General features: G+C 69.4%; 19 protein-coding genes and 1 tRNA gene. 18 read left to right on the forward strand and 2 right to left on the reverse strand.

Annotated elements, in window-relative coordinates:
- The first annotated feature begins 19 nt into the window (after positions 1 to 19).
- Positions 20 to 187, forward strand: coding sequence for a Sp36 family protein (gene sp36 / locus ABIC47_RS08640; protein WP_157694628.1), 168 nt, complete (start codon positions 20 to 22; stop codon positions 185 to 187).
- Positions 187 to 657 (forward strand): RidA family protein, encoded by a 471-nt coding sequence (locus ABIC47_RS08645; RefSeq protein WP_354479427.1) that lies wholly within the window; start codon positions 187 to 189, stop codon positions 655 to 657. Before sp36 ends, ABIC47_RS08645 begins: the two co-directional genes overlap by 1 nt.
- Positions 658 to 713: 56 nt before the next feature.
- On the opposite strand, the gene acs is transcribed toward ABIC47_RS08645, so the two are convergent.
- Positions 714 to 2,663 carry an acetate--CoA ligase gene (gene acs / locus ABIC47_RS08650; protein ID WP_354479430.1) on the reverse strand — a complete coding sequence of 650 codons (1,950 nt, stop codon included), beginning with the start codon at positions 2,661 to 2,663 and terminating at the stop codon, positions 714 to 716.
- A gap of 346 nt (positions 2,664 to 3,009) precedes the next feature.
- Here acs and ABIC47_RS08655 point away from each other — a divergent pair, with 346 nt between their 5' ends.
- From ABIC47_RS08655 to ABIC47_RS08675, 5 genes are read left to right on the forward strand one after another with little or no spacing between them, the layout of a single operon-like run.
- Complete coding sequence (locus ABIC47_RS08655) at positions 3,010 to 4,026, forward strand: TadA family conjugal transfer-associated ATPase (protein WP_354479433.1); 1,017 nt, start codon at positions 3,010 to 3,012, stop codon at positions 4,024 to 4,026.
- Complete coding sequence (locus tag ABIC47_RS08660) at positions 4,023 to 4,934, forward strand: type II secretion system F family protein (protein ID WP_354479436.1); 912 nt, start codon at positions 4,023 to 4,025, stop codon at positions 4,932 to 4,934. Before ABIC47_RS08655 ends, ABIC47_RS08660 begins: the two co-directional genes overlap by 4 nt.
- A 59-nt stretch (positions 4,935 to 4,993) precedes the next feature.
- Positions 4,994 to 5,278 carry a DUF4244 domain-containing protein gene (locus ABIC47_RS08665; RefSeq protein WP_354479439.1) on the forward strand — a complete coding sequence of 95 codons (285 nt, stop codon included), beginning with the start codon at positions 4,994 to 4,996 and terminating at the stop codon, positions 5,276 to 5,278.
- Positions 5,275 to 5,628, forward strand: a complete 354-nt coding sequence (locus ABIC47_RS08670; RefSeq protein ID WP_354479441.1) for a hypothetical protein — start codon at positions 5,275 to 5,277, stop codon at positions 5,626 to 5,628. Before ABIC47_RS08665 ends, ABIC47_RS08670 begins: the two co-directional genes overlap by 4 nt.
- An 8-nt stretch (positions 5,629 to 5,636) precedes the next feature.
- Positions 5,637 to 6,014 (forward strand): Rv3654c family TadE-like protein, encoded by a 378-nt coding sequence (locus tag ABIC47_RS08675; RefSeq protein ID WP_354479444.1) that lies wholly within the window; start codon positions 5,637 to 5,639, stop codon positions 6,012 to 6,014.
- 43 nt (positions 6,015 to 6,057) lie between these two features.
- On the opposite strand, the gene ABIC47_RS08680 is transcribed toward ABIC47_RS08675, so the two are convergent.
- Positions 6,058 to 6,303, reverse strand: coding sequence for a hypothetical protein (locus ABIC47_RS08680; protein ID WP_354479447.1), 246 nt, complete (start codon positions 6,301 to 6,303; stop codon positions 6,058 to 6,060).
- A 295-nt stretch (positions 6,304 to 6,598) separates the two neighbouring features.
- On the opposite strand from ABIC47_RS08680, the gene topA reads away from it, so the two are divergent.
- From topA to ABIC47_RS08735, 11 genes are all read left to right on the forward strand, one after another.
- Entirely contained in the window at positions 6,599 to 9,361 is a 2,763-nt protein-coding gene (topA, locus tag ABIC47_RS08685; protein ID WP_354479450.1) for a type I DNA topoisomerase, read from the forward strand.
- Entirely contained in the window at positions 9,358 to 9,978 is a 621-nt protein-coding gene (tmk, locus tag ABIC47_RS08690) for a dTMP kinase (RefSeq protein WP_309856934.1), read from the forward strand. The genes topA and tmk overlap by 4 nt, the downstream gene beginning before the upstream one ends.
- Before the next feature lie 57 nt (positions 9,979 to 10,035).
- On the forward strand, positions 10,036 to 11,226 hold the full coding sequence (locus ABIC47_RS08695) for a DNA polymerase III subunit delta' (RefSeq protein ID WP_018189949.1): 1,191 nt from the start codon (positions 10,036 to 10,038) through the stop codon (positions 11,224 to 11,226).
- Positions 11,223 to 12,797 carry an alpha/beta hydrolase gene (locus ABIC47_RS08700; RefSeq protein WP_354479455.1) on the forward strand — a complete coding sequence of 525 codons (1,575 nt, stop codon included), beginning with the start codon at positions 11,223 to 11,225 and terminating at the stop codon, positions 12,795 to 12,797. Before ABIC47_RS08695 ends, ABIC47_RS08700 begins: the two co-directional genes overlap by 4 nt.
- 63 nt (positions 12,798 to 12,860) lie before the next feature.
- Positions 12,861 to 13,550: a TetR family transcriptional regulator gene (locus ABIC47_RS08705; protein ID WP_231371085.1), complete on the forward strand. Its 690-nt coding sequence runs from the start codon at positions 12,861 to 12,863 to the stop codon at positions 13,548 to 13,550.
- Positions 13,551 to 13,630: 80 nt separating this feature from the next.
- Positions 13,631 to 13,706, forward strand: a tRNA-Thr gene (locus tag ABIC47_RS08710).
- A 109-nt stretch (positions 13,707 to 13,815) separates the two neighbouring features.
- Entirely contained in the window at positions 13,816 to 16,368 is a 2,553-nt protein-coding gene (locus tag ABIC47_RS08715) for a PKD domain-containing protein (protein ID WP_354479459.1), read from the forward strand.
- 38 nt (positions 16,369 to 16,406) lie between these two features.
- Positions 16,407 to 16,619: a hypervirulence associated TUDOR domain-containing protein gene (locus tag ABIC47_RS08720; protein WP_354479462.1), complete on the forward strand. Its 213-nt coding sequence runs from the start codon at positions 16,407 to 16,409 to the stop codon at positions 16,617 to 16,619.
- Between the two features lie 153 nt (positions 16,620 to 16,772).
- Positions 16,773 to 18,380 (forward strand): D-alanyl-D-alanine carboxypeptidase/D-alanyl-D-alanine-endopeptidase, encoded by a 1,608-nt coding sequence (locus ABIC47_RS08725; protein ID WP_354479465.1) that lies wholly within the window; start codon positions 16,773 to 16,775, stop codon positions 18,378 to 18,380.
- A gap of 40 nt (positions 18,381 to 18,420) precedes the next feature.
- Complete coding sequence (locus ABIC47_RS08730; RefSeq protein WP_354480125.1) at positions 18,421 to 18,996, forward strand: isochorismatase family protein; 576 nt, start codon at positions 18,421 to 18,423, stop codon at positions 18,994 to 18,996.
- Positions 18,997 to 19,076: 80 nt separating this feature from the next.
- Positions 19,077 to 21,278 (forward strand): MMPL family transporter, encoded by a 2,202-nt coding sequence (locus ABIC47_RS08735; RefSeq protein ID WP_354479468.1) that lies wholly within the window; start codon positions 19,077 to 19,079, stop codon positions 21,276 to 21,278.
- Positions 21,279 to 21,281 lie beyond the last annotated feature (3 nt).

Here is a 21,281-nt window from a genome sequence, read left to right on the forward strand (position 1 = left end):
CCCCGATCCGAGGAGCACGATGCCGCGCTGGGAGTACCTGACCACCCCGCTGATGATCCACAACACCGCAGCGATCCTGAACAACTGGGGGTCGGAGGGTTGGGAGCTCGTGCAGATCGTCACCGGTCCGGAGGGCGGACTCGTCGCCTACCTGAAGCGCCCCGTGACGGATGGGGAGCAGGCCTGATGGCGGACGTCGAGGCGCGTCTCGCCCAGCTCGGGATCGACCTGCCGGACGTGGTCCCGCCGGTCGCGGCATACACGCCGGCGGTGCTCGACGGGCACCACGTCTACACCTCGGGGCAGCTGCCGATGGTGGCCGGAGCTCTTCCGGCGACCGGCAAGGTCGGTGAGGGCGCCGGCCTCGTCGCGCCCGCCGATGCCAAGGAGTACGCGCGGATCTGCGCGTTGAACGCGCTTGCCGCCGCGAAGAGCGTCCTCGGCTCCCTCGGTCGAGTGACCCGTGTGGTGAAGGTCGTCGGCTTCGTCTCGTCCGATCCCGCATTCACCGGCCAGCCTGCGGTCATCAACGGGGCGTCCGAGGTGCTCGGCGAGATCTTCGGCGACGCCGGAGTCCACGCCCGCTCCGCCGTGGGCGTCGCTGTGCTGCCCCTCGACGCGCCGGTCGAGGTGGAGCTGATCCTCGCCGTCGACTGAGCGCGGATACGACGAAGGGGCGACACCGACCGGTGCCGCCCCTTCGTCGTCTCCGGCTAGGAGAGCTTGGCCTGGATCGAACTCATCACCGCGGTGTCCGCCAGGGTGGTGGTGTCGCCGACCTCCCGGCCCTCGGCCACATCCCGCAGCAGGCGCCGCATGATCTTGCCCGATCGCGTCTTGGGCAGCTCCGTGACGATGAAGATGTCACGGGGGCGCGCGATCGCACCGATCTGCTCCGCGACGTGCTTGCGCAGCTCGGCCGCGACATCCATCGCGCCGGCCTGCTCCAGCTGGTTCTGCTTGATGATCACGAACGCGACGACGGCCTGTCCGGTCGTCTCGTCGTTCGCGCCGACGACTGCAGCCTCCGCCGTGAAGGGATGCGCGACCAGGGCGGACTCGATCTCCGCCGTCGACAGGCGGTGGCCCGAGACGTTCATGACGTCGTCCACCCTGCCCAGCAGCCAGATGTCGCCGTCCTTGTCGTAGCGCGCGCCATCGCCGGCGAAGTACTTGTCGCCGAACTTCGACCAGTAGGTCTCCTTGAAGCGCTCCGGGTCTCCCCAGATGCCGCGCAGCATGCTCGGCCACGGTTCCGTGACGACCAGCAGGCCGCCCTGATCCTTGCCGACGGGTGTGCCCGACTCGTCGAGGATGTCGATCGAGATGCCCGGCAGGGGCACCTGGGCGCTCCCCGGCTTCAGCGTCGTGACCCCCGGGAGGGCCGAGACCATGATCGCGCCGGTCTCGGTCTGCCACCAGGTGTCCACGATCGGGGTCGTGTCGCCGCCGATGACCTCGCGGTACCACATCCACGCTTCCGGGTTGATCGGCTCACCGACCGAGCCGAGGACGCGCAGGCTCGACAGGTCGAACTGCTGAGGGTGCTGGCGGCCCAGCTTCATGAACGAGCGGATAGCGGTCGGCGCGGTGTAGAAGATCGAGACCTTGTACTTCTCGATCAGCTCCCACCAGCGGCCGGGGTGCGGCGTCTCGGGCGTGCCCTCGTACATCACCTGGGTCGCGCCGTTCGCGAGCGGCCCGTAGACGACGTATGTGTGGCCGGTGATCCATCCCACGTCGGCGCTGCACCAGTAGACGTCGGACTCGGGGTGGAGGTCGAAGACGAACTTGTGGGTGAACGAGGCCTGCGTCAGGTACCCGCCGGTGGTGTGCAGGATGCCCTTCGGCTTACCCGTCGTGCCGGACGTGTAGAGGATGAAGAGGGGCTGCTCGGCCGGGAACGCCTTCGCCACGTGATCGGCGTCGACAAGCGCGAGCTCGTCGTGCCACCACAGGTCGCGGCCCTCGGTCCAGGCCACCTCGTTCTCGCCGCGCTTGACCACGAGCACGTGCTCGACCGTTGTCGCGTCGCCGGTGAGCGCCGCATCCACCGCGTCCTTCAGGGGGAAGACGCGGCCCTTGCGCCAGCCGCCGTCCGCGGTGATGACGAGTTTCGCCTCCGCGTCGTCGATACGCGAGCGGAGGCTCTCGGCGCTGAATCCGCCGAAGACGACGGAGTGCACGGCGCCGATCCGTGCGACGGCGAGCATCGCGATGACGGCCTCGGGGATCATCGGGAGGTAGATCGCCACGCGGTCGCCCGCGCGGATGCCCAGACTGGTGAGCAGGTTGGCCGCCTTCTTCACCTCGGCCGTCAGCTCGGCGTACGTGATCGTGCGGGTGTCGCCCGGTTCGCCCTCCCAGTGGATCGCGACACGGTCACCGTTGCCGGCAAGCACATGCCGGTCGAGGCAGTTGTAGGCGACGTTCAGCTCGCCGTCGTCGAACCACTTGGCGAAGGGAGGCTCGCTCCAGTCGAGCGTGCGCGTGAACGGCGTGTGCCAGTGCAGCAGCTCGCGAGCCTGGTCGGCCCAGAATCCCAGCCGGTCGGCGGCCGCGCGCTCGTACAGGCCCGCGTCGGCGATCGCGTTCGCGGCGAACTCGTCGCTCGGTGGGAACCGGCGGGCTTCATGCAGCAGGTTGTCGATTGTGTTGCTCATGGGGAGTCTTTTCGCTCCTTTGCGATGCGGTCGATACGGGTCGTGGCGCGACAATGCCTGACTCTACAACCTGCTCGAGCGACCGCCCCAGGAGACTTGCGTTTGCATCGATTCTGCGTAAACTGGACCCCGGCCGAATGTAAATTCGTGCGTGCGGCGCAATCGATTCCCCCCAATCCTGCGCCGCAGTGGCCGCACCTGTTCCCCCCAATAGGTGCGGCCCCCCTTTTTTAACCGGCAGGTCGACTCCTCCGGGCGGTTGTTCACAGCCGGATGCCGCGGTGACTTCTCCACCGATGTGATGGAGAGTCGCCGGCCGTGGGTATGCCATCTCTAGCGTCGTCGCATGACGAACCACCAGCGCGGCGACGAGTCTCCCGGACTCTGGCGCACCTTCGGACCACTCGCTCCTTACCTCCTGCGCCCCGGGGTCACCGACCTCTTCGTGACCGCATCGGGGGAGCTGTGGAGCGATGGGCCACCGGACGGGTTACGGCGGGAGGGCGGCTGGCGCGCCGACCGGTCGAGCGCGCGCGAGTTGGCGGTGCGGCTGATCGCCGCGGGTGGTCGCCACATCGATGAGGCGACTCCGTTCGTCGATGTCCGGCTGACCGGCGGCGTGCGGGTCCATGCGGTCCTCCCACCGGTGTCGACCGGGGGCGCGCTGCTGTCGATCCGCGTGCCAGCGCGGGAGCAGCCGACTCTGGACGAGCTGGTCGCCCGCGGCGGTATGGAGCCGCTCGAACGGGATCGGCTGCTGCAGGCCGTCCGCGCCAGGACGAACCTGCTGATCACCGGCGCAGGTGGCGCGGGCAAGACCACGCTCCTGGCGGCGCTCCTCGGGAACGCCCCTCCGGATGAGCGGATCGTGGTGATCGAGGATGTCGCGGAGCTGCGCATCCATCATCCGCACGTCGTCGGTCTTGAGACCCGGCAGCCGAACCTCGAAGGTGCCGGCGGCGTCGATCTGCGCCGGCTGGTGCGCGAGGCCCTGAGGATGCGCCCGGACAGGCTCGTACTCGGCGAGTGCCGGGGTGAGGAGGTGCGTGACCTTCTCGCCGCGCTCAATACCGGCCACGACGGTGGCGCCGGGACTCTGCACGCGAACTCGCTGGAGGACGTTCCCGCCCGGCTCGAAGCGCTGGGCGCATTGGCCGGGCTGGACGACCACGCGTTAGCGAGGCAGGCGGTGAGTGCGATCGGGCTGGTCGTGCACCTGTCGAGGGCCGACGGCGTGAGGAAGGTCTCGGGCTTCGGACGGCTGCACCTGGATGGAGCGGGCCGATTGGCGATCACGCCGCTCGGCGCCCGCGGCGGTGTGGGCGGCGACGACGATGCCGCCCGCGCCGGGTCGGGACCGTGAGACGAGCGCGCGCACCGGCCGGAGCCCAGCCGGATGCTGTCGCCGCACTCGCCGAGTCGATCGCCGTGCTGCTCGACGCAGGACTGCCCCCGCGGTCGGCCTGGGAGGCCGCTGCCGGGTACGGAGCGCATCCTCTGGCGGATCGGGTCGCGAATGCCCTCAGGCATCAGCCGTCGTGCGCGTCCGCTCTTCTGCAGGCAGCCGACACCGACGACGTCCGCATGCTCGCGGTGGCGTGGCGGGTCGCCGAACGGACGGGCGCACCGCTGGGCCACGCGCTGCGTGCGATGGCGGAGACGCTGAGAGACGCGGCGGAGACGGAACGGGAGGTGGACGTCGCCCTGAGCGGTCCCCGCGCGACGGCGCGGCTCGTCTCGTGGTTGCCGGCGGTCGGGGCGGTACTGGCTGGAGCGCTCGGAGCGGACCTCGTGGGCGCACTGGGGTCGGCACCCGGCGCGATATCCGTCGGTGCTGGCGTTCTGCTCATGCTGGCCGGTCGGTGGTGGATGCGCGCGCTGGTCACGCGCGCGGTCGCCCGCCCGCTGCCGCAGGGGCTTGCGGAGGAGCTCATCGCCGTCGGATTGGCCGGTGGCGTGTCGATCGGCGCGGCGCGGGAGATCGTGAGGGAGGCCGCGGAGGAATCCGGGCTTGGCTCGCTGGATGAGCGAGGTGCCGCACGAGTACTCCGGCTGGCCTCCGCGGCCGGGGCACCCGCCGGCGAGCTGCTGACCGCCGCCGCGCGCCAGCAGCGCCGAATGGCCAGGGCCGAGGGTCGTCGACGCGCAACCACGCTCGGCGTCCGGCTGATGGTGCCCTTGGGCGCCTGTGTCCTCCCCAGCTTCCTGTTGCTGGCCGTGGCGCCGCTGGTGCTGTCCCTGTTGTCGTCCACAACTGCGGGTCTGCGATGACTGTCCACAGATCGGCCGTCCCGCATCCGCCGGGCGGCCCCGAACCGAAGGATGGAGTCATGAAGCACATGACGATCGAAGAACGAACGGGCGAGGGCGTTCCGCGTTCCCTCGGCACCGACGGGCGATCCCCGCTGCGGCGACTCGGGCGACGATTCGGCCGACGATTCGGCCGACCGTTCCGGCGACGACTCGCCGACGACCGGGGCGCGGCGACCGCCGAATACGCCATCACGATCCTGGCCGCTGTCGGGTTCGCCGGGCTCCTTGTCGCCCTGTTGAAGGGCGATGAAGTGAAAGGAATCCTCTCCGACCTGGTGCATCGTGCGCTGTCGGGCGGATGACGGTCCGCGTCACGTCCGTCCGAGAGCTCCGCGACGAGCGGGGCAGCGTGACGGCCGAGTTCGCGGTCGCACTCCCGGCGGTGCTCGCGTGTCTCGCGCTCTGCATCGGCGCTCTCCATGGAGCGGTTCAGTACGGATCACTCGTGGCCGGGGCGGCCGCAGCAGCGCGGTTGGAGGGGAGGGGAGACGACCCGGGTGGTTCGATCCCGGCTGGAGCGACAGCGATGGTCGAGAGGGAGGGGCGGACCGTATGCGTTCGACTGACGGCGGCAGGCGACACGGCTCTCAGCCGTCTCGGCGTCCTGCTCAGCGCGAGGGCGTGCGCCCTGGACGAGGCGGAGGCGGGATGAAAGGGAGGGTGTCCGAGTCGCCCGGTTGCCGGTCGGCGGTCGTGGCTGCGCTGCATTCGGACCGGGGGAGCGGCTCGGTGCTCGCGCTCGCAGCGGTGTGCGCGATCGTCACCGTGGCGACGGGCGGAGTCGCGGTGGTCGGAGCCGGAGCGGCGCACGCGCGCGCAGCCATGGCGGCCGACCTGGCGGCGCTGGCCGGCGCCGACGTGGCGAGCGGCCGTGCGGGAGGGGTGCCCTGCGACGTGGCCCAGAGCATCGCGCAGCTGAACGGAGCGGCGATGACCGACTGCGATCAGAACGGGACGGTGGTCACCGTGACCACATCCACCCCGTACCTCGCCTTCGCCTCGACGGCATCGGCGCGTGCCGGACCGCCCGGCGGGTAGGTTCCGAAGCCGGAGGTGTCCGCGCGACGCCGACGGGTTCCGGTCAGTCGAAGACGGTCTCGAGGTAGCGGTATGAGACGGCGGTGGGGCGCTGCCCGCGGCCGTCATCGGAAGCGTATTCGAACTCGGCCCCCGACGCTCTCACATAGAGGTAGTGCTTGGAGCCCACGGGTGCCGAGATCTCCAGGCGAGGGCGGGCGTCGCCGGAGTCGAGGAAACCGGTCGAGATCGTCTTGCCCTCCAGGGGTCCGTCGATCAATTTGGCGGTGTACATCATCGTCGTTGCCATACACGTATTGTCCTCCCGACGGGATCGTCGGCATAGGGTCGGCGGGTGCTCCGTCCCTGGGGCCGTCTGTTCGGTCCGGCGCGGGAGGGCGTCCGCCTGGGGCTGCGCCGACGGCGAACGCCGAACACTCGATTAGGCGGACAAGCGGCGAAGGTGTGTATGGTTTGCCTGTCGGCCGCACGGACCATCCCAACAATGGATCGGCGCCTTCAGGGGGAGCGCGCCACGCCGGTCCAGTCGTGACGACAACCGTGAGCTGTGGCGACACAGTGTGTGCATATATAAGAGGAGTCAGGTGCCTGACACGAAGAAGCTCGTCATCGTCGAGTCTCCGAACAAGGTGAAGTCGATCGCCCAGTATCTCGGCGACGGCTACGAGGTCATGGCCTCGGTCGGGCACATCCGCGACCTCATCGAGCCGAAGAACCTGCCGCCCGAGCTCAAGAAGGGGTCGCTGGGCAAGTTCTCCGTCGACGTCGAGAACGAGTTCGAGCCCTACTACGTGGTGTCCGACCAGAAGAAGAAGACGGTCGCCGACCTCAAGCGTGCTCTCAAGAACGCCGACGAACTCCTCCTCGCAACGGATGAGGACCGCGAAGGAGAGGCCATCGCCTGGCACCTCGTCGAGGTGCTGAAGCCCAAGGTGCCCGTCAAGCGGATGGTCTTCCACGAGATCACCCGCGAGGCCATCGAGAAGGCTCGCGACAACACCCGCGAGATCGACACGGCTCTCGTCGACGCTCAGGAGACCCGCCGCATCCTCGACCGGCTCTACGGCTACGAGGTGTCGCCCGTCCTCTGGCGCAAGGTCGGACCAGGCCTCTCGGCCGGCCGCGTCCAGTCCGCGGCCACCCGGCTCGTGGTCGACCGCGAGCGCGAGCGCCTGGCGTTCGTCCCGGCCTCGTACTGGGGACTGACCGCACAGCTGGCTCCGGAAGACGCGAACGCCTTCGAGGCACGCCTCGCCCGGATCGACGGCGACCGCGTCGCCACCGGCCGCGATTTCGACGACCACGGCCGCCTCACCACGAAAGCCCGGACGCTCGACGAGGCCTCCGCGACCACGCTCGCGGCGGCGATCCGTCAGCCGAGCACGGCCGTCGCCGTCTCCAAGGTCGACTCCAAGCCCTACTCGCGGCGTCCCGCCGCGCCGTTCACCACCTCGACCCTCCAGCAGGAGGCGGCGCGCAAGCTCCGCTTCTCCGCGCGGCAGACGATGAGTGTCGCGCAGACTCTCTACGAGAACGGGTACATCACCTATATGCGCACCGACTCCGCGTCGCTGTCGCAGCAGGCGACGAACGCTGCGCGGACGCAGGCGGCGAAGCTGTACGGCCCGGAGACGGTCCCCGACAAGCCGCGCACCTACGCATCCAAGAGCAAGAACGCGCAGGAGGCGCACGAGGCGATCCGTCCGTCGGGCGAGACCTTCCGCACCCCTGCCGAGCTGGAGCGCTCGCTGCGCGGACCCGAGCTGCGCCTGTACGAGCTGATCTGGAAGCGGACCGTCGCCTCCCAGATGGCCGACGCGAAAGGCCAGACGGCATCCGTCACCGTCGAGGCGCGCGTCTCGGAAGGACCGCTCGACGGCACCGTGGCCGAGTTCACGGCCAGCGGCACCGTGATCACGTTCCGAGGCTTCCTGAACGCCTACGAGGAGAGCCGGGACGAGGAGCGCAACAGCAACGACTCGGCCGAGGCCAAGCTTCCGCCGCTCACCGAGAAGCAGGCTCTGACCGTCCGCGACATCGCCGCCGACGGCCACGAGACCACCCCGCCACCGCGCTACACGGAGGCGAGCCTCGTCAAGACGCTCGAAGAGCTCGGGATCGGGCGCCCCTCCACCTTCGCGAGCATCATCTCCACCATCATCGACCGCGGATACGTGACCCAGCGCGGTCAGTCCCTCGTCCCGAGCTGGGTCGCCTTCTCGGTCGTCCGGCTGCTCGAGGACTACTTCGGCGACCTGGTGCAGTACGACTTCACCGCCGAGATGGAGGACGACCTCGACCGCATCGCCGACGGCGAGGCCGAGCGCATCGACTGGCTGAACAGCTTCTACTTCGGCAGCGACAAGCACAAGGGCCTCCGACGGGTCATCGACAACCTCGGCGACATCGACGCCCGCAGCATCAACTCCATCGCCATCGACGACGGAGTGACGCTCCGCATCGGCAAATACGGCCCCTACCTCGAGGTGTCCGAGCCCGACGCCGGTCCCGACGCCCAGCCGCGCCGCGTCAACATCCCGCCGGAGCTCGCTCCCGACGAGCTCACTCCCGCCAAGGCGCACGAGCTGATCGAGGCGCCGGTCCAGACCGACCGCGTGCTCGGGACGAACCCCGAGAACGGCAAGCTCGTCCTCGCCAAGGACGGCCGCTTCGGACCGTACGTCACCGAGGCCGACCCCGAGGACGAAGCGGCAGCCGATCCCAAGACCGGCGAGGTGAAGGAGCCGGCGAAGACCAAGAAGGCCGCCGCCGCCAAGCCGCGGACGGCATCCCTCTTCAAGTCGATGGATCTGGCGACCCTCGACCTGGACACCGCGCTCAAACTGCTCGACCTCCCGCGCGTCGTGGGAGCCGACCCGGAGAGCGGGGAAGAGATCCAGGCGCAGAACGGCCGCTACGGCCCGTACCTCAAGAAGGGCGCCGACACCCGGTCGCTCCCGAGCGAGGACGACATCTTCGACATCGACCTGCCGGGCGCGCTGGAACTGTTCGCTCAGCCCAAGTACGGCAACCGCCGGGCGTCGAGCGCCCTCAAGGAGTTCGACGCCGATCCGGTCAGCGGCAAGCCGATCCGCGTGAAGGACGGCCGCTTCGGCCCGTACGTAACCGACGGTGAGACCAACGCCACGATCCCGCGCGGCGAGACCGTGGACGAGGTCGACTTCGACCGCGCGGTCCAGCTGCTCGCCGACAAGCGAGCGAAGGGACCGGCCAAGAAGCCGGCGCGGAAGACCGCTGCAGCCAAGACGACGGCCGCCAAGACGACGGCCAAGAAGCCGGCGGCCAAGAAGTCCACGACCGCCGCGGCGAAGAAGTCCGCCGAGTGAGCGAGGGCCTCTTCATCACGCTCGAGGGCGGCGACGGGGTCGGCAAGTCCACGCAGGCGGCGCTCTTGGAGGAGTGGCTCACCGGGCGAGGCCGCACTGTCGTGCGCACCCGCGAGCCGGGCGGCACGGACGCCGGCGTCGAGATCCGCGAGATCGTCCTCCACCACCGCGGAGACATCGCGCCGCGTGCCGAGGCGCTCCTCTACGCAGCCGACCGGGCGCACCACATCGCCACGGTGGTCCGTCCGGCCCTGTCCCGCGGCGACATCGTCGTCCAGGACCGCTACATCGACTCCTCCGTCGCCTACCAGGGCGCCGGGCGCGTCCTCGACGCCCAGCAGATCCGCGACCTCTCCCTGTGGGCGGCCGAGGGGTTGCTGCCGGACCTCACCATCCTGCTCGACCTCGACGAGGACACCGCGCGCACCCGGCTCGACTCCGCGCGCACCCGGTACGACCGCCTGGAGGCGGAACGCTCGGACTTCCACGCCCGCGTCCGCGCCGGCTACCTCGCGCTGGCCGAACAGGAGCCCGAGCGCTTCCTGGTCGTGGATGCGAGCCGGCCCGTCGAGGAGATCGCCGCGGAGATCCGCGACCGCCTCGCCGCGCGCGTCTGAGGACCGTCGTGCGGAGACCGAGGAAGCGTGTCCGTCGTGCCAGCTAGCCTGGACACCATGACGGTGTGGGACGAGCTCACGGGGCAGGACGAGGCGATCGAGGTCGTCCGCGCTGCCGCGATCGGCTCCGCCGCAGGCAACGGAGCCGGTGCTCCCGGCCGCGGGATGACGCACTCCTGGCTCATCACCGGCCCGCCCGGCTCCGGCCGATCGAACCTCGCATACGCCTTCGCGACAGCGCTGCTCAGCCCCGGCACGCCCGAAGGCGACCTCGCCACGCGGCGTCAGGTCGACGCCCGCACCCACCCCGACCTCGCCGTCCTGAGCACCGAGCGCGTCATCATCTCCATCGACGAGGTCCGCGCCCTCGTCGCCAGCTCGCAGTTCGCGCCGTCGGTCGGCAGATACCGCGTGATGGTGATCGAAGACGCCGACCGGATGACCGAACGCACCTCCAACGTCCTGCTGAAGGCGCTCGAGGAGCCGCCGGAGCGGACCGTCTGGATCCTCTGCGCGCCGAGCGACGCCGACCTTCTCCCGACCATCCGCTCCCGCGTCCGCACCGTGCGACTGCGCGTGCCCAGCGTCGACGATGTCGCCCGCCTCATCCAGCGACGCGACGGGGTGGATGCGGAGACCGCCGAGCGCGCTGCCCGCCACGCACAGAGCCACATCGGCATGGCGCATCGCCTCGCAACCCACGAGGAGGCCCGCCGCCGACGCGAGCAGACGCTCGAGCTGGCCCTCGGAATCCGCTCGGTCTCCGACGCCGTCCTTGCGGCGGCGACCCTGCTGGAGATCGCCGGCGCCGACGCGAAGGCGATCACGGAGGAGCGTGATGCGGAGGAGCGCGAGCACGCCCTCCGCTCGCTCGGAATCGAGCCGGGCGGGACGATCCCGCCGGCGCTCCGCGGCCAGCTGCGCCAGCTCGAAGAGGACCAGAAGCGCCGAGCGACCCGCAGCCTCCGCGACGGCATCGACCGCATCCTCGTCGACCTGCTCTCGCTGTACCGCGACGTGATGATGATCCAGCTCGGCAGCGACAGCGAACTGGTGAACCGCGAGCTGCGCGCCGAACTGGATGCTCTCAGCACCCACACGACTCCGGCCGCTACGCTCGCCGCGATGGACGCCGTCGCGACCGCGCGCGAACGCATCGACGGCAACGTCGCCCCGGCCCTCGCCCTCGAGGCCATGCTGACCACCATCCTGCGCGGCACGACCGCTCGAAAGGGGACCGACCTGTGATCACCCGACCCGGCCGTGCCCCGGTACGCGACCAGGCCGCGAGACGGCGCACCGCCCGCACCGCGGCCGTCGCGCTCGCCGCCGTCGTCGCCCTGACCCTCAGCGGCTGCGTGACCTGGTTCCTGCCCGCGAAGACTGTGACGACGTCCACTCCCGCTCCTGACGACGTCTCCGCCGAGCTGCAGCCGTACTACAGCCAGGTGCTGCACTGGACGAACTGCAGCGGCGGCAAGCAGTGCACGACCGTCAAAGCCCCTCTCGACTGGGACCACCCCGGCAAGGGCGACGTCGAGCTCGCGCTCATCCGTCAGCCCGCGAAGGGGACCAAGCAGGGGTCGCTGCTCACCAATCCCGGCGGCCCCGGCGCATCCGGCTTCGACTTCGTCAAGGACTCGGTCGACTTCGTCGCCGACGACACCCTCCAGCAGCACTTCGACATCGTCGGCTTCGACCCCCGCGGTGTCGGCCGGTCGACCGCGGTGAAGTGCTACGACGCCGAGCAGATGGACCAGTACCTGTACGGCATCACCCCCGGTGAGCGCGGCTCCGACCAGTGGATCGCCGAGAACACCACCATCGCCAAGGACTTCGGCGAGGCGTGCAAGAAGAACACCGGCGCTCCGCTGCCGAAGGTCGACACGGTCAGCGCCGCGCACGACCTCGATCTGCTCCGGGCGACGCTCGGCGACAAGAAGCTCAACTACCTCGGCTACTCGTACGGCACCTACCTGGGCGCCGTGTACGCGGGGCTGTACCCGGGAAAGACCGGGCGGCTCGTGCTGGACGGCGCGCTCGATCCCGCCGCCTCGAACTTCGACGTGACCGAGGTGCAGGCCAAAGGATTCGAGAGCGCGCTGCGCGCCTACCTGACCGACTGCCTGACCCGGAAGGACTGCCCGTTCACCGGCACGGTGGACGACGCGATGAGCACGGTCGGGCAGCTGCTCGCGTCGGTCGAGAAGAGCCCGATCCGCAACTCCGACGGTCGCGAGCTCGGCGCGAACACCCTCGTGACGGCGATCATCACACCGCTGTACGACGCGACCGCGTGGTCGTACCTCGACAAGCTGTTCGAGTCGGTCATGAAGGGGAGTGCGTCCGTCGCCTTCTCGCTGGCGGACACCTACAACAACCGCGACGCCGACGGCACGTACTCGGATAACTCCACCGAGGCGTTCGTCGCCATCAACTGCCTGGACTACACCTACGACGCCGATCCCGCGCTGATGCGCCAGCAGGCGGCGGAACTGGCCAAGGCGGCCCCCGTGATCGGGCCGTACATGGCCTACGGCGACATCGGCTGCGCCAACTGGCCGTACCAGTCGACCGGGCAGCGCGGTCCGATCTCCGCGGACGGCTCCGCGCCCATCCTCGTCGTCGGCACCACCAACGACCCGGCGACGCCGTACGTCTGGGCGAAGAACCTCGCCTCCGAGCTGCAGAACGGACACCTGCTCACCTATAAGGGCGAGGGGCACACCGCGTACAACAAGTCCAACTCCTGCGTGAACGACACAGTGGACGACTACCTCGTCAACGGCACCGTTCCAACCGACGGGAAGACCTGCTGATCCGTCGGCGTCCGCCGTTCGGGTGAGTGGTGCAATTTTGCAGGGAGTGAAATAATCGACGTCGTGTCAGTGGCCCCCGATTCCACGCTGAACGAGCTCGGACTCCGCGAACGGAAGCGCATCGCAACCCGTCGCGCGATCCAGCTCGCCGCCGTCGAGCTCGCCAGCGAGCGCGGATTCGACCGCGTGACGATCGACGAGATCAGTCACGTCGCGAACGTCTCGCCGCGGACCTTCTTCAACTACTTCCCCTCGAAGGAGTCCGCCATCATCGGCGAGCTCCCGGAGCTCCCGGACGAGGAGACCATCGAGGAGTTCATCTCCGCGGGGCCGAGCCAGCCGATCCTCGACGGAATCAGTACCCTGCTGGTCGCCGCGATCGACCTGGGCGAGACCGTGGACGGGGAAGCCGAAGCGCCGCAGGCGCCCGAGAGCGTCCACCGGCTGCACACCCTCCGCCGGGCCCTCCTCAAGGACAACCCGGAGCTTTTCGCGCTTCGCATGGCCAGCATGCACAAGTTCGAGGATGCGCTGAGCGGCGTCGTCCAGCGCCGCCTCGCACACGACGACCCGGCTCTTGCCGCCGACGAGGAAGCCCTGCACCAGCGCGCCCGGTTGGTGACCTACGTCGCGTTCGCGGGCATGCGGCACGCGTGGTCCTGCTGGGCCGACCACGGCGGTGTCGAGCCGCTCTCCGACCGCCTGCGCAGCTCGTTCGAGCAGCTCTCAGCGCTCGGAACGCAGGTCCGCTGACCCCGTCCCGGCATGGTCGGCAGCACCCCGCATGATCGGGTAAGCTATCTTCCTGTGCGTCGGACGGAAGTCCGGCCCACGCCGCCCTAGCTCAGTCGGCAGAGCATCTCACTCGTAATGAGAAGGTCAAGGGTTCGATTCCCTTGGGCGGCTCCATCACTTCCTTTCTTCCGAACATCCGGACAGAATCCTCGTGCACATGCGCGCCCCTCGGAGTAGCCTGAGGGCACAAACTGAGGATCAATCAAGTCTGCCCGAGGCTGTCATGGATGCAACATCGAAGTCCCGCCGGGCGCGTGCGCTCGGGCTGTTCACCGCGGTGCTGAGCGCGCTGCTGCTGATCGGGGGAGGTGTCGCGGGCCCGGCGTCGGCGGACACCATGCCTCCGGATCCGAACGATCCCGCCTCTCCGCCCACCGTGGGGGCGACCGCGCTGCCCACCGTCCAGATCGACGGTGTCGCCTGGGCGCAGACGGTCGTCGGCGACACGGTTTACGTCGCGGGCAAGTTCGGCACTGCGCGCCCGGCCGGTTCGCCCGCCGGATCGAACACCACCCCGCGGAGCAACTTCCTCGCCTACAACATCACGACGGGCGCCCTCATCACGAGCATCAACGTGCCGCTGAACGGGCAGGCGCTCGCGATCGCGGCATCCCCCGACGGTTCCCGCGTGTATATCGGCGGCGACTTCACGTCGGCAGCCGGAGCCACCTACTACCGCATCGTGGCGATCAGCACGGCCACCGGCCAACCCATCAGCTCCTTCCGGCCTGTCATGGAGAGCCAGGTCCGTGCACTCGCGGTGACGAACACGGCCGTCTACGCGGGCGGCACGTTCTCCAGCGTGAACGGCGTCTCGCGCGGATACATCGCCAAGATCGACGCCTCCAACGGGTCGCTCGTCACCTCCTGGTCGGCATCGGCCGACAACGTGGTCGACGCGCTCGCGGTGAGCCCGGACGGGAACCGCGTCTACGCCGGTGGTCGCTTCAAGAACGTCAACGGATCCGCGCACTACGGGCTCGCGATGCTGAGCGGTTCGAACGGCTCGGCTCTGCCCTTCCCCGCGAACAGCGTAGTCCGGGATGCCGGAGCGAACGCCAGCATCACCTCCCTCCAGGCGACCAGCGACCGGGTCTACGGCTCCGGTTACGTGTTCGGCAGCGGGGGCAACCTCGAGGGCAGTTTCGCGGCGGACGGCGTGACGGGCGCCCTGATCTGGCTGGAGGACTGCCACGGCGACACATACTCGATCGTTCCGCTCAACAATGCGCTGTATGCGGCCGGCCACCCGCATGACTGCCGCAATGTCGGCGGCTACCCGGAGACCAATCCGCGTACGTTCCACCACACGATCGCGTTCTCGAAAGCTCGCACCGGGACGCTGACCAACGACGGCAACTCGTCGTACGCGAACTTCCGCGGCCAGCCGTCGCCGACCCTCCTCAACTGGTTCCCCGACTACGTGACGGGGTCGTACACCGGTCAGGGTCAGGCGGCATGGAGCGTTGCGGGGGACAGCCGCTACCTCGTCGTCGGCGGTGAGTTCCCGGCCGTCAACGGGACGGCCCAATACGGGCTCACCCGCTTCGCGGCCGATTCGGTCGTGCGCAGCACCACGGGCCCGAACAACAACACGGCGCTGACACCGAACGCCACGTCGCCGACGGCCGGGCAGGCGAAGATCAGCTGGACGGCGACGTACGACCAGGACAACGTCTCCCTCACGTACGCACTCGCACGGGACGGCGACACGGCGCATCCCATCTCCCAGGTCACCCGCACCTCCACCTTCTGGAACCGGCCCGGGATGTCCTTCACCGACACCGGGCTCGCCGGCGGCAGCGCGCACACGTACACGCTGACGGTCACGGACCCCGACGGGAATCGGATCGCCCGGACCGGCAACCGCGTCGTGATCCTCGGCGGCGGAGCGAACCAGCCGCCGACGGCGAGCTTCACCGCCGGCACGAACGGCCTCGCGGTCGCGGTCGACGGCAACGCATCGAGCGACCCCGACGGCGCGATCGCCTCGTGGAACTGGAACTTCGGAGACGGCGGCACGGCCACCGGGGCGACCGCCGGACACACCTATGCGAACGCCGGCACCTACACGATCACGTTGACCGTGGCGGACAACGTGGGCGCCACGGCGTCGACGACGCGCCAGGTGACCGTCGCAGCGACCAGCGGAAGCACGGTCGCGAAGGACGGCTTCGAGCGGACGCTGACCAGTGGATGGGGATCTGCGGAAGTCGGCGGCGCGTGGACCGCCTCGGGCACGGCATCCTTCTACACGGTCTCATCCGGCACCGCACGGATGAACGTCCCGGCCGGCTCGACCCGGACCGAGACGCTCGGCAGCGTGTCGTCGAGCCGGACGGACACGACGGTCACCTTCACGACGGACTTCGCCCCGACCGGCGGCGGGATATTCGTCTCGGCGATCGGCCGTCAGCTCGGGTCGGCCGTGTACGAGGGTCGTGCCTGGCTCAGTGCCAGCGGAGCTGTGCAGGTGCAGCTGCTCGCCAACGGGACGACGCTGCAGGCGGTGCCCGTCAGCGGATTGACCTACAGTGCGGGGCAGCAGCTCTCGCTGCGGGTCCAGGCGGTCGGCTCCTCGCCGACGACGTTGCGGGCGAAGGTCTGGCCGTCGACCCAGGCTGAGCCGGCCGCGTGGCAGGTCACGGCGACCGACTCGACGGCAGGTCTGCAGTCGGCCGGGGGCGTCGGCCTCCGTGCGTACCTCTCCGCCTCCGCGACGGCGACGCCGGTCACGGTGCGCTTCGACAACTTCCTCGTCACCGCGGTGCCCTGACCCTCGCGCATGGTCGCTGTCGGTGGTTGGCTGCGGTCATGGCGGACGAACTGAAGCATGGCGACCATGTCGAGTGGTCCTCGCACGGCGTGGATGTGCCGGGCGAGGTCGAGAAGAAGCTCACCGACGACACCGAAGCGGCCGGACGGACCGTACGGGCGTCGAAGGACGACCCGCAGTTCCTCGTGAAGAGCGACAAGACCGGCAAGGAGGCCGTGCACAAGCCGGACGCGCTCCACAAGAAGAAGTGACGGACGGCTCCCGTCAGCCTCGAAACCATCCGTGCTCATACCCTCTACTGTCCGCAGGCGCGCGGATCGTTCCCTTTTGGGTCTGAGGGAATCGCCGCGTCCACCGGCCGACGGAGCGTAGCAGCATTCAGAAAGCCCAGGTAACATACCCGGATGCACGAATCGGATCAGCCGGTCACCGGACCCGACCCGTCGAACCTCCCGACCACTCCCACTCCGCTCGCCGACTCCTCAGCCGGCTCGGAGCCGCCCGCGACCACAGGTTCCGGCCGTCGCGCCGCCGCGCGGCCCGCGAAAGCCGCCGGCCTGTCGGGTGTTGCGGCCGGGGTGCTCGCGACGATCCGGAAGCATCCGAAGACGTGGATGGCCGCAGCGGCCGCCGTCGTCTTCCTGCTGCTCGGAGGCGGCAGTGTTGCGCTCGGGGCCACCGTCGGCTCGCCGGCAGCCGCGGCGGGACCCGTCAGCAGCGCGACTCCCTCGCCGACCCGTACGGCGACCGCCACCCCCACACCCACCCCGACCGTCGACCCGGCGCGTCCCGTTCCGGCGAACCAGGCCGCCGCGACGCGCATCCGCACCTGCTCGGTCGCCGGTCTCGCGGCCGACGGCCGCCTCGGCAACCTCGAGGCGCAGGTCGTCAACGCCAAGACGGGTCAGACCCTGTTCGACCGCAACGGCGTGAAGCCCGGTCCGACCGCCTCGGTTCTCAAGACGCTCACGTCGGCCGCAGCCCTCGCGACTCTCGGTCCCGACTACCGCGTCTCGACGACGGTGGTTGCCGGCAGCACGCCCGGCCAGGTCGTCATCGTCGGCGGCGGGGACGTGACCCTCTCCCGGCTGCCCGACGGCCAGGCGTCCTTCTACACCGGAGCGCCGAAGATCCAGGACCTCGCCAATCAGGTGAAGCAGGCCATGGGCGGCCAGCAGATCACCTCGATCGTGGTGGACGCGACCCTCTTCGGAGCTCCCTTCTGGCAGCCGAGCTGGGACGAGCGCGAGGAGCGCGTCGTCGAGGGTTCGACCCCGTACATGACCGCTCTCATGGTCGACGGCGACCGCGACGACCCGACCGCCGTCGAGTCGCCGCGCAGCACCGACCCGGTGGGTCGTGCCGTGCAGTACTTCCAGCAGTACCTCGGCACCAACGTCGGCGTGAGCCAGGGCGTCGCGCCGGCCGGTGCTCGCCAGCTGGGCGTCGTCCAGTCGCAGCCCGTCACGACACTGATCGATCAGGCGATGCGGGTCTCCGACAACACGATCATGGAGGAGCTCGCCCGCCTCGTCGCCATCAAGAACGGCGCGGGCAACACTTTCGACGCTCTGAACGCGGGCGTGCTCGCCGGGCTGAAGGGCTACGGGATCGACACCTCCGGGATCCACATCGCCGACGGCTCCGGCCTCAGCGGCGACAACGCCGTTCCGCCGTCGTACCTGACGCAGCTGTTCATCAAGGTGCTCAACCGCCAGAACGGCCTCGGCGTCGTCTACGACGGACTGCCCGTGGCCGGCCAGTCGGGAACGCTCGGCCCCGGCTACAACCGGTTCACCGGAGCCAACTCCGTCGCGCGCGGCGCGGTGTTCGCTAAGACCGGCTGGATCGACAACGGGTACACCCTCTCCGGCATCATCAACGCGGCCGACGGCACACCCCTGACCTTCGCCGTGTTCGCGCTCGGACCGGTGAGCGACAACGCGAAACAGGCGATCGACACGCTCGTCACCGGCTTCTACAAGTGCGGTGACAACCTCTCCAACGGCTGAGCCGGCCGGCGCAGCGACGACCATCACCGGGAGGACGGGAATGGGCAAGGCGCTCTTCATCGTGGACGTGCAGAACGACTTCACCGAGGGAGGCGCGCTCGGCGTCGACGGAGGGGCCGCGGTCGCGGCGGGCGTCACCGCCTTCCTCCAGGAACACGCCGACGAGTACGAGGTGATCGTCGCCAGCCGCGACTGGCACGACCCCGACAATGACAACGGCGGCCATTTCGCGACGGACGACGAGCCAGATTTCGTGGAGAGCTGGCCGCGGCACTGCGTCGCGGGCACTCCCGGCGCCGAGTATCACCCGGCGTTCGACACCTCGCGCGTGACGGTCCACGTCCGCAAGGGCCAGGGCGTTCCTGCGTACTCGCTCTTCGAGGGCCGTACGGAGGAGGGCTCCACGGTGCACGAGATCCTCGAGGAGCGCGGCATCCACACCATCGACGTGACGGGGATCGCGACCGACTACTGCGTTCGGGCGTCGGCTCTGGATGCGCTCGCCCACGGCCAGCACGTGCGCGTGCTGACCTCGCTGGTCGCCGGAGTGGCGGAGACGTCGTCGCAGGCGGCGCTCGCGGAGCTGGCGCACGCAGGGGCGGAACTGGTGGACTGACGCCCGCGGGCCTCCGCGTGGACGCTCGGCCGCATCCACGGTATTGTGATTGCTAGCTCATCTAGTAATCAGGAGGCGAAGTGTCGAAGGAAGCCCCCGAGCGGACCGCACCGGCACGGGTGCCGGCGCGCTGGCTGCGCATCGTGGTGCCGACCGTGCTGGTGCTCATCTGGCTCGTACTCGCCGGTATCGGCGGTCCCACCTTCGGCAAGCTGTCCGGTGTCTCCAGCAACGACCAGGCGGCGTTCCTCCCGGCCAGTGCCGAGTCGACCGAGGTGCAGGACTGGCAGAAGCGCTTCACGGACTCCGGCTCCATCCCGGCGATCGTCGTCGTCGAGGCCGACGAGAGCATCCCGAAGAGCGAACTGGGCACCACCTACGCCGATCTCGGCACGAAGCTGGGCGGAGTCGACGGTGTGGAGCCGGCACCCGAGGGGCAGACCACGAGCGTCGCCGGCCCCATCCCGTCCGAGGACGGGCGCGCCGTCGAGTACATCGTCCCGATCTCCGACTCCGACGAGCTGAAGACCGTGGTCGCCGACCTCCGCACTGTGGCAGACGACGCCGTGCCCGAGGGTGCCCAGGCATGGGTCACCGGTCCGGCCGGCCTGACTGCGGATCTCGTGAACGCCTTCGGGGGCATCGACGGCATCCTGCTGCTGGTCGCCGTCGCGGCGGTCTTCGTCATCCTCCTGCTCGTCTATCGAGCCCTTCTCCTGCCGTTCCTGGTGCTGCTGACCTCGGTCTTCGCCCTGTGCGCTGCGATCCTCATCGTCTACCTCTTCGCCCTCTGGGGATGGATCAAGCTGTCCGGCCAGAGCCAGGGCATCCTGTCGATCCTCGTCATCGGTGCGGCGACCGACTACTCGCTGCTTCTCGTCTCGCGCTACCGGGAGGCGCTCGAGGTCGAGGAGTCGCGGTGGGTGGCCATCCTGCGCGCGTGGAAGGCGTCGTTCGAGCCGATCGTCGCCTCCGGTGCGACCGTGATCCTGGCTCTGCTGTGCCTGCTCTTCTCCGACCTGAACTCGAACAAGAGCCTCGGACCGATCGCGGCGATCGGCATCGTCTTCTCCCTGTTCTCGGCGCTGACCTTCCTCCCCGCCCTGCTCGCCGTGTTCGGGCGGGCGTCGTTCTGGCCGTTCCGGCCGGTCGTCGGCGAGCGCGCGCACAAGCACGCCGACGGCACCACGCTGACCGGCCTGGAAGGGGTTCGCGGGATATGGCGGCGCGTCGGCGGTCTCATCGCCCGTCGCCCGCGCGTCACCTGGATCGTGTCGTTCGTCCTGCTCGTGGCGTGTGCCCTGGGGCTCACGCAACTGAAGGCGAACGGCGTGCAGCAGACCGACGTCATCCTGTCGCAGTCCGATGCCGTCGACGGTCAGGCCGTGGTGGCCAAGCACTTCGACGCGGGTTCCGGCTCGCCGGTGCTCATCGTCGCGCCGGAGAGCGAAGCGGAGGCCGTGCTCACCGCGACCGAGAAGACGGACGGTATCGCCTCGGCCGCCTTCTACACCGGAGGAGGCCGGCCCCAGCCCGGCGCTCCGGCCGACCCCGTCGTGAAGGACGGCCACGTGCTGATCCAGGCGACCCTCGCCTCGGAGCCCGACTCCGCTCAAGCCGAGAAGGTCGTGAAGGGACTCCGCGAATCGCTGTCGACCGACGGCTCGGTGCTCGTGGGCGGAGTCACCGCCATCGCGCTCGACACCAACAAGACGGCGCAGAGCGACCTGATCAAGATCATCCCGATCGTGCTCGCGGTGATCCTGCTCATCCTGATGCTGCTGCTCCGGTCGATCGTCGCGCCGGTGATCCTCATCGGCAGCGTCGTGCTGTCGTACGCGGCGGCGCTCGGCGTCTCGGCGCTCGTCTTCAACCACGTCTTCGGCTTCCCGGGGGCGGATGCGGCGGTGCCGTTGTTCGGGTTCGTCTTCTTGGTGGCGTTGGGCGTGGATTACAACATCTTCCTGATGACCCGGGTGCGGGAGGAGTCTCTGCGCATCGGAACGCGGCCCGGCATCCTGCGCGGTCTGGGACTGACGGGCAGCGTCATCACGTCGGCCGGGATCGTGCTGGCTGCGACGTTCGCGGCGCTCGCCGTCATCCCGATCCTGTTCCTCGTGCAGATCGCGTTCATCGTCGCGTTCGGTGTGCTCCTCGACACCGTGGTGGTGCGCTCCCTGCTGGTCCCGGCTGTGTCGTACGACATCGGCCGCGCCATCTGGTGGCCGTCGAAGCTCTCGCGTAGCAAGATGCATAGCGAGAGGGCCGAAGTTTCGTCCTGATCG

This window comes from Leifsonia sp. 563 (assembly GCF_040545055.1).
GTDB lineage: Bacteria > Actinomycetota > Actinomycetes > Actinomycetales > Microbacteriaceae > Leifsonia.

What these genes read in the sequence shown, in the direction of transcription:
- sp36 (WP_157694628.1), top strand. Translation starts at nt 20, where the DNA reads ATGCCGCGCTGGGAGTACCTGACCACCCCGCTGATGATCCACAACACC.
- ABIC47_RS08670 (WP_354479441.1), top strand. Translation starts at nt 5,275, where the DNA reads ATGACGGTCCGCGTCACGTCCGTCCGAGAGCTCCGCGACGAGCGGGGC.
- ABIC47_RS08665 (WP_354479439.1), top strand. Translation starts at nt 4,994, where the DNA reads ATGAAGCACATGACGATCGAAGAACGAACGGGCGAGGGCGTTCCGCGT.
- ABIC47_RS08725 (WP_354479465.1), top strand. Translation starts at nt 16,773, where the DNA reads ATGCACGAATCGGATCAGCCGGTCACCGGACCCGACCCGTCGAACCTC.
- acs (WP_354479430.1), bottom strand. Translation starts at nt 2,663, where the DNA reads ATGAGCAACACAATCGACAACCTGCTGCATGAAGCCCGCCGGTTCCCA.
- ABIC47_RS08645 (WP_354479427.1), top strand. Translation starts at nt 187, where the DNA reads ATGGCGGACGTCGAGGCGCGTCTCGCCCAGCTCGGGATCGACCTGCCG.
- ABIC47_RS08655 (WP_354479433.1), top strand. Translation starts at nt 3,010, where the DNA reads ATGACGAACCACCAGCGCGGCGACGAGTCTCCCGGACTCTGGCGCACC.
- ABIC47_RS08730 (WP_354480125.1), top strand. Translation starts at nt 18,421, where the DNA reads ATGGGCAAGGCGCTCTTCATCGTGGACGTGCAGAACGACTTCACCGAG.
- ABIC47_RS08720 (WP_354479462.1), top strand. Translation starts at nt 16,407, where the DNA reads ATGGCGGACGAACTGAAGCATGGCGACCATGTCGAGTGGTCCTCGCAC.
- ABIC47_RS08695 (WP_018189949.1), top strand. Translation starts at nt 10,036, where the DNA reads ATGACGGTGTGGGACGAGCTCACGGGGCAGGACGAGGCGATCGAGGTC.
- ABIC47_RS08680 (WP_354479447.1), bottom strand. Translation starts at nt 6,303, where the DNA reads ATGGCAACGACGATGATGTACACCGCCAAATTGATCGACGGACCCCTG.
- ABIC47_RS08715 (WP_354479459.1), top strand. Translation starts at nt 13,816, where the DNA reads ATGGATGCAACATCGAAGTCCCGCCGGGCGCGTGCGCTCGGGCTGTTC.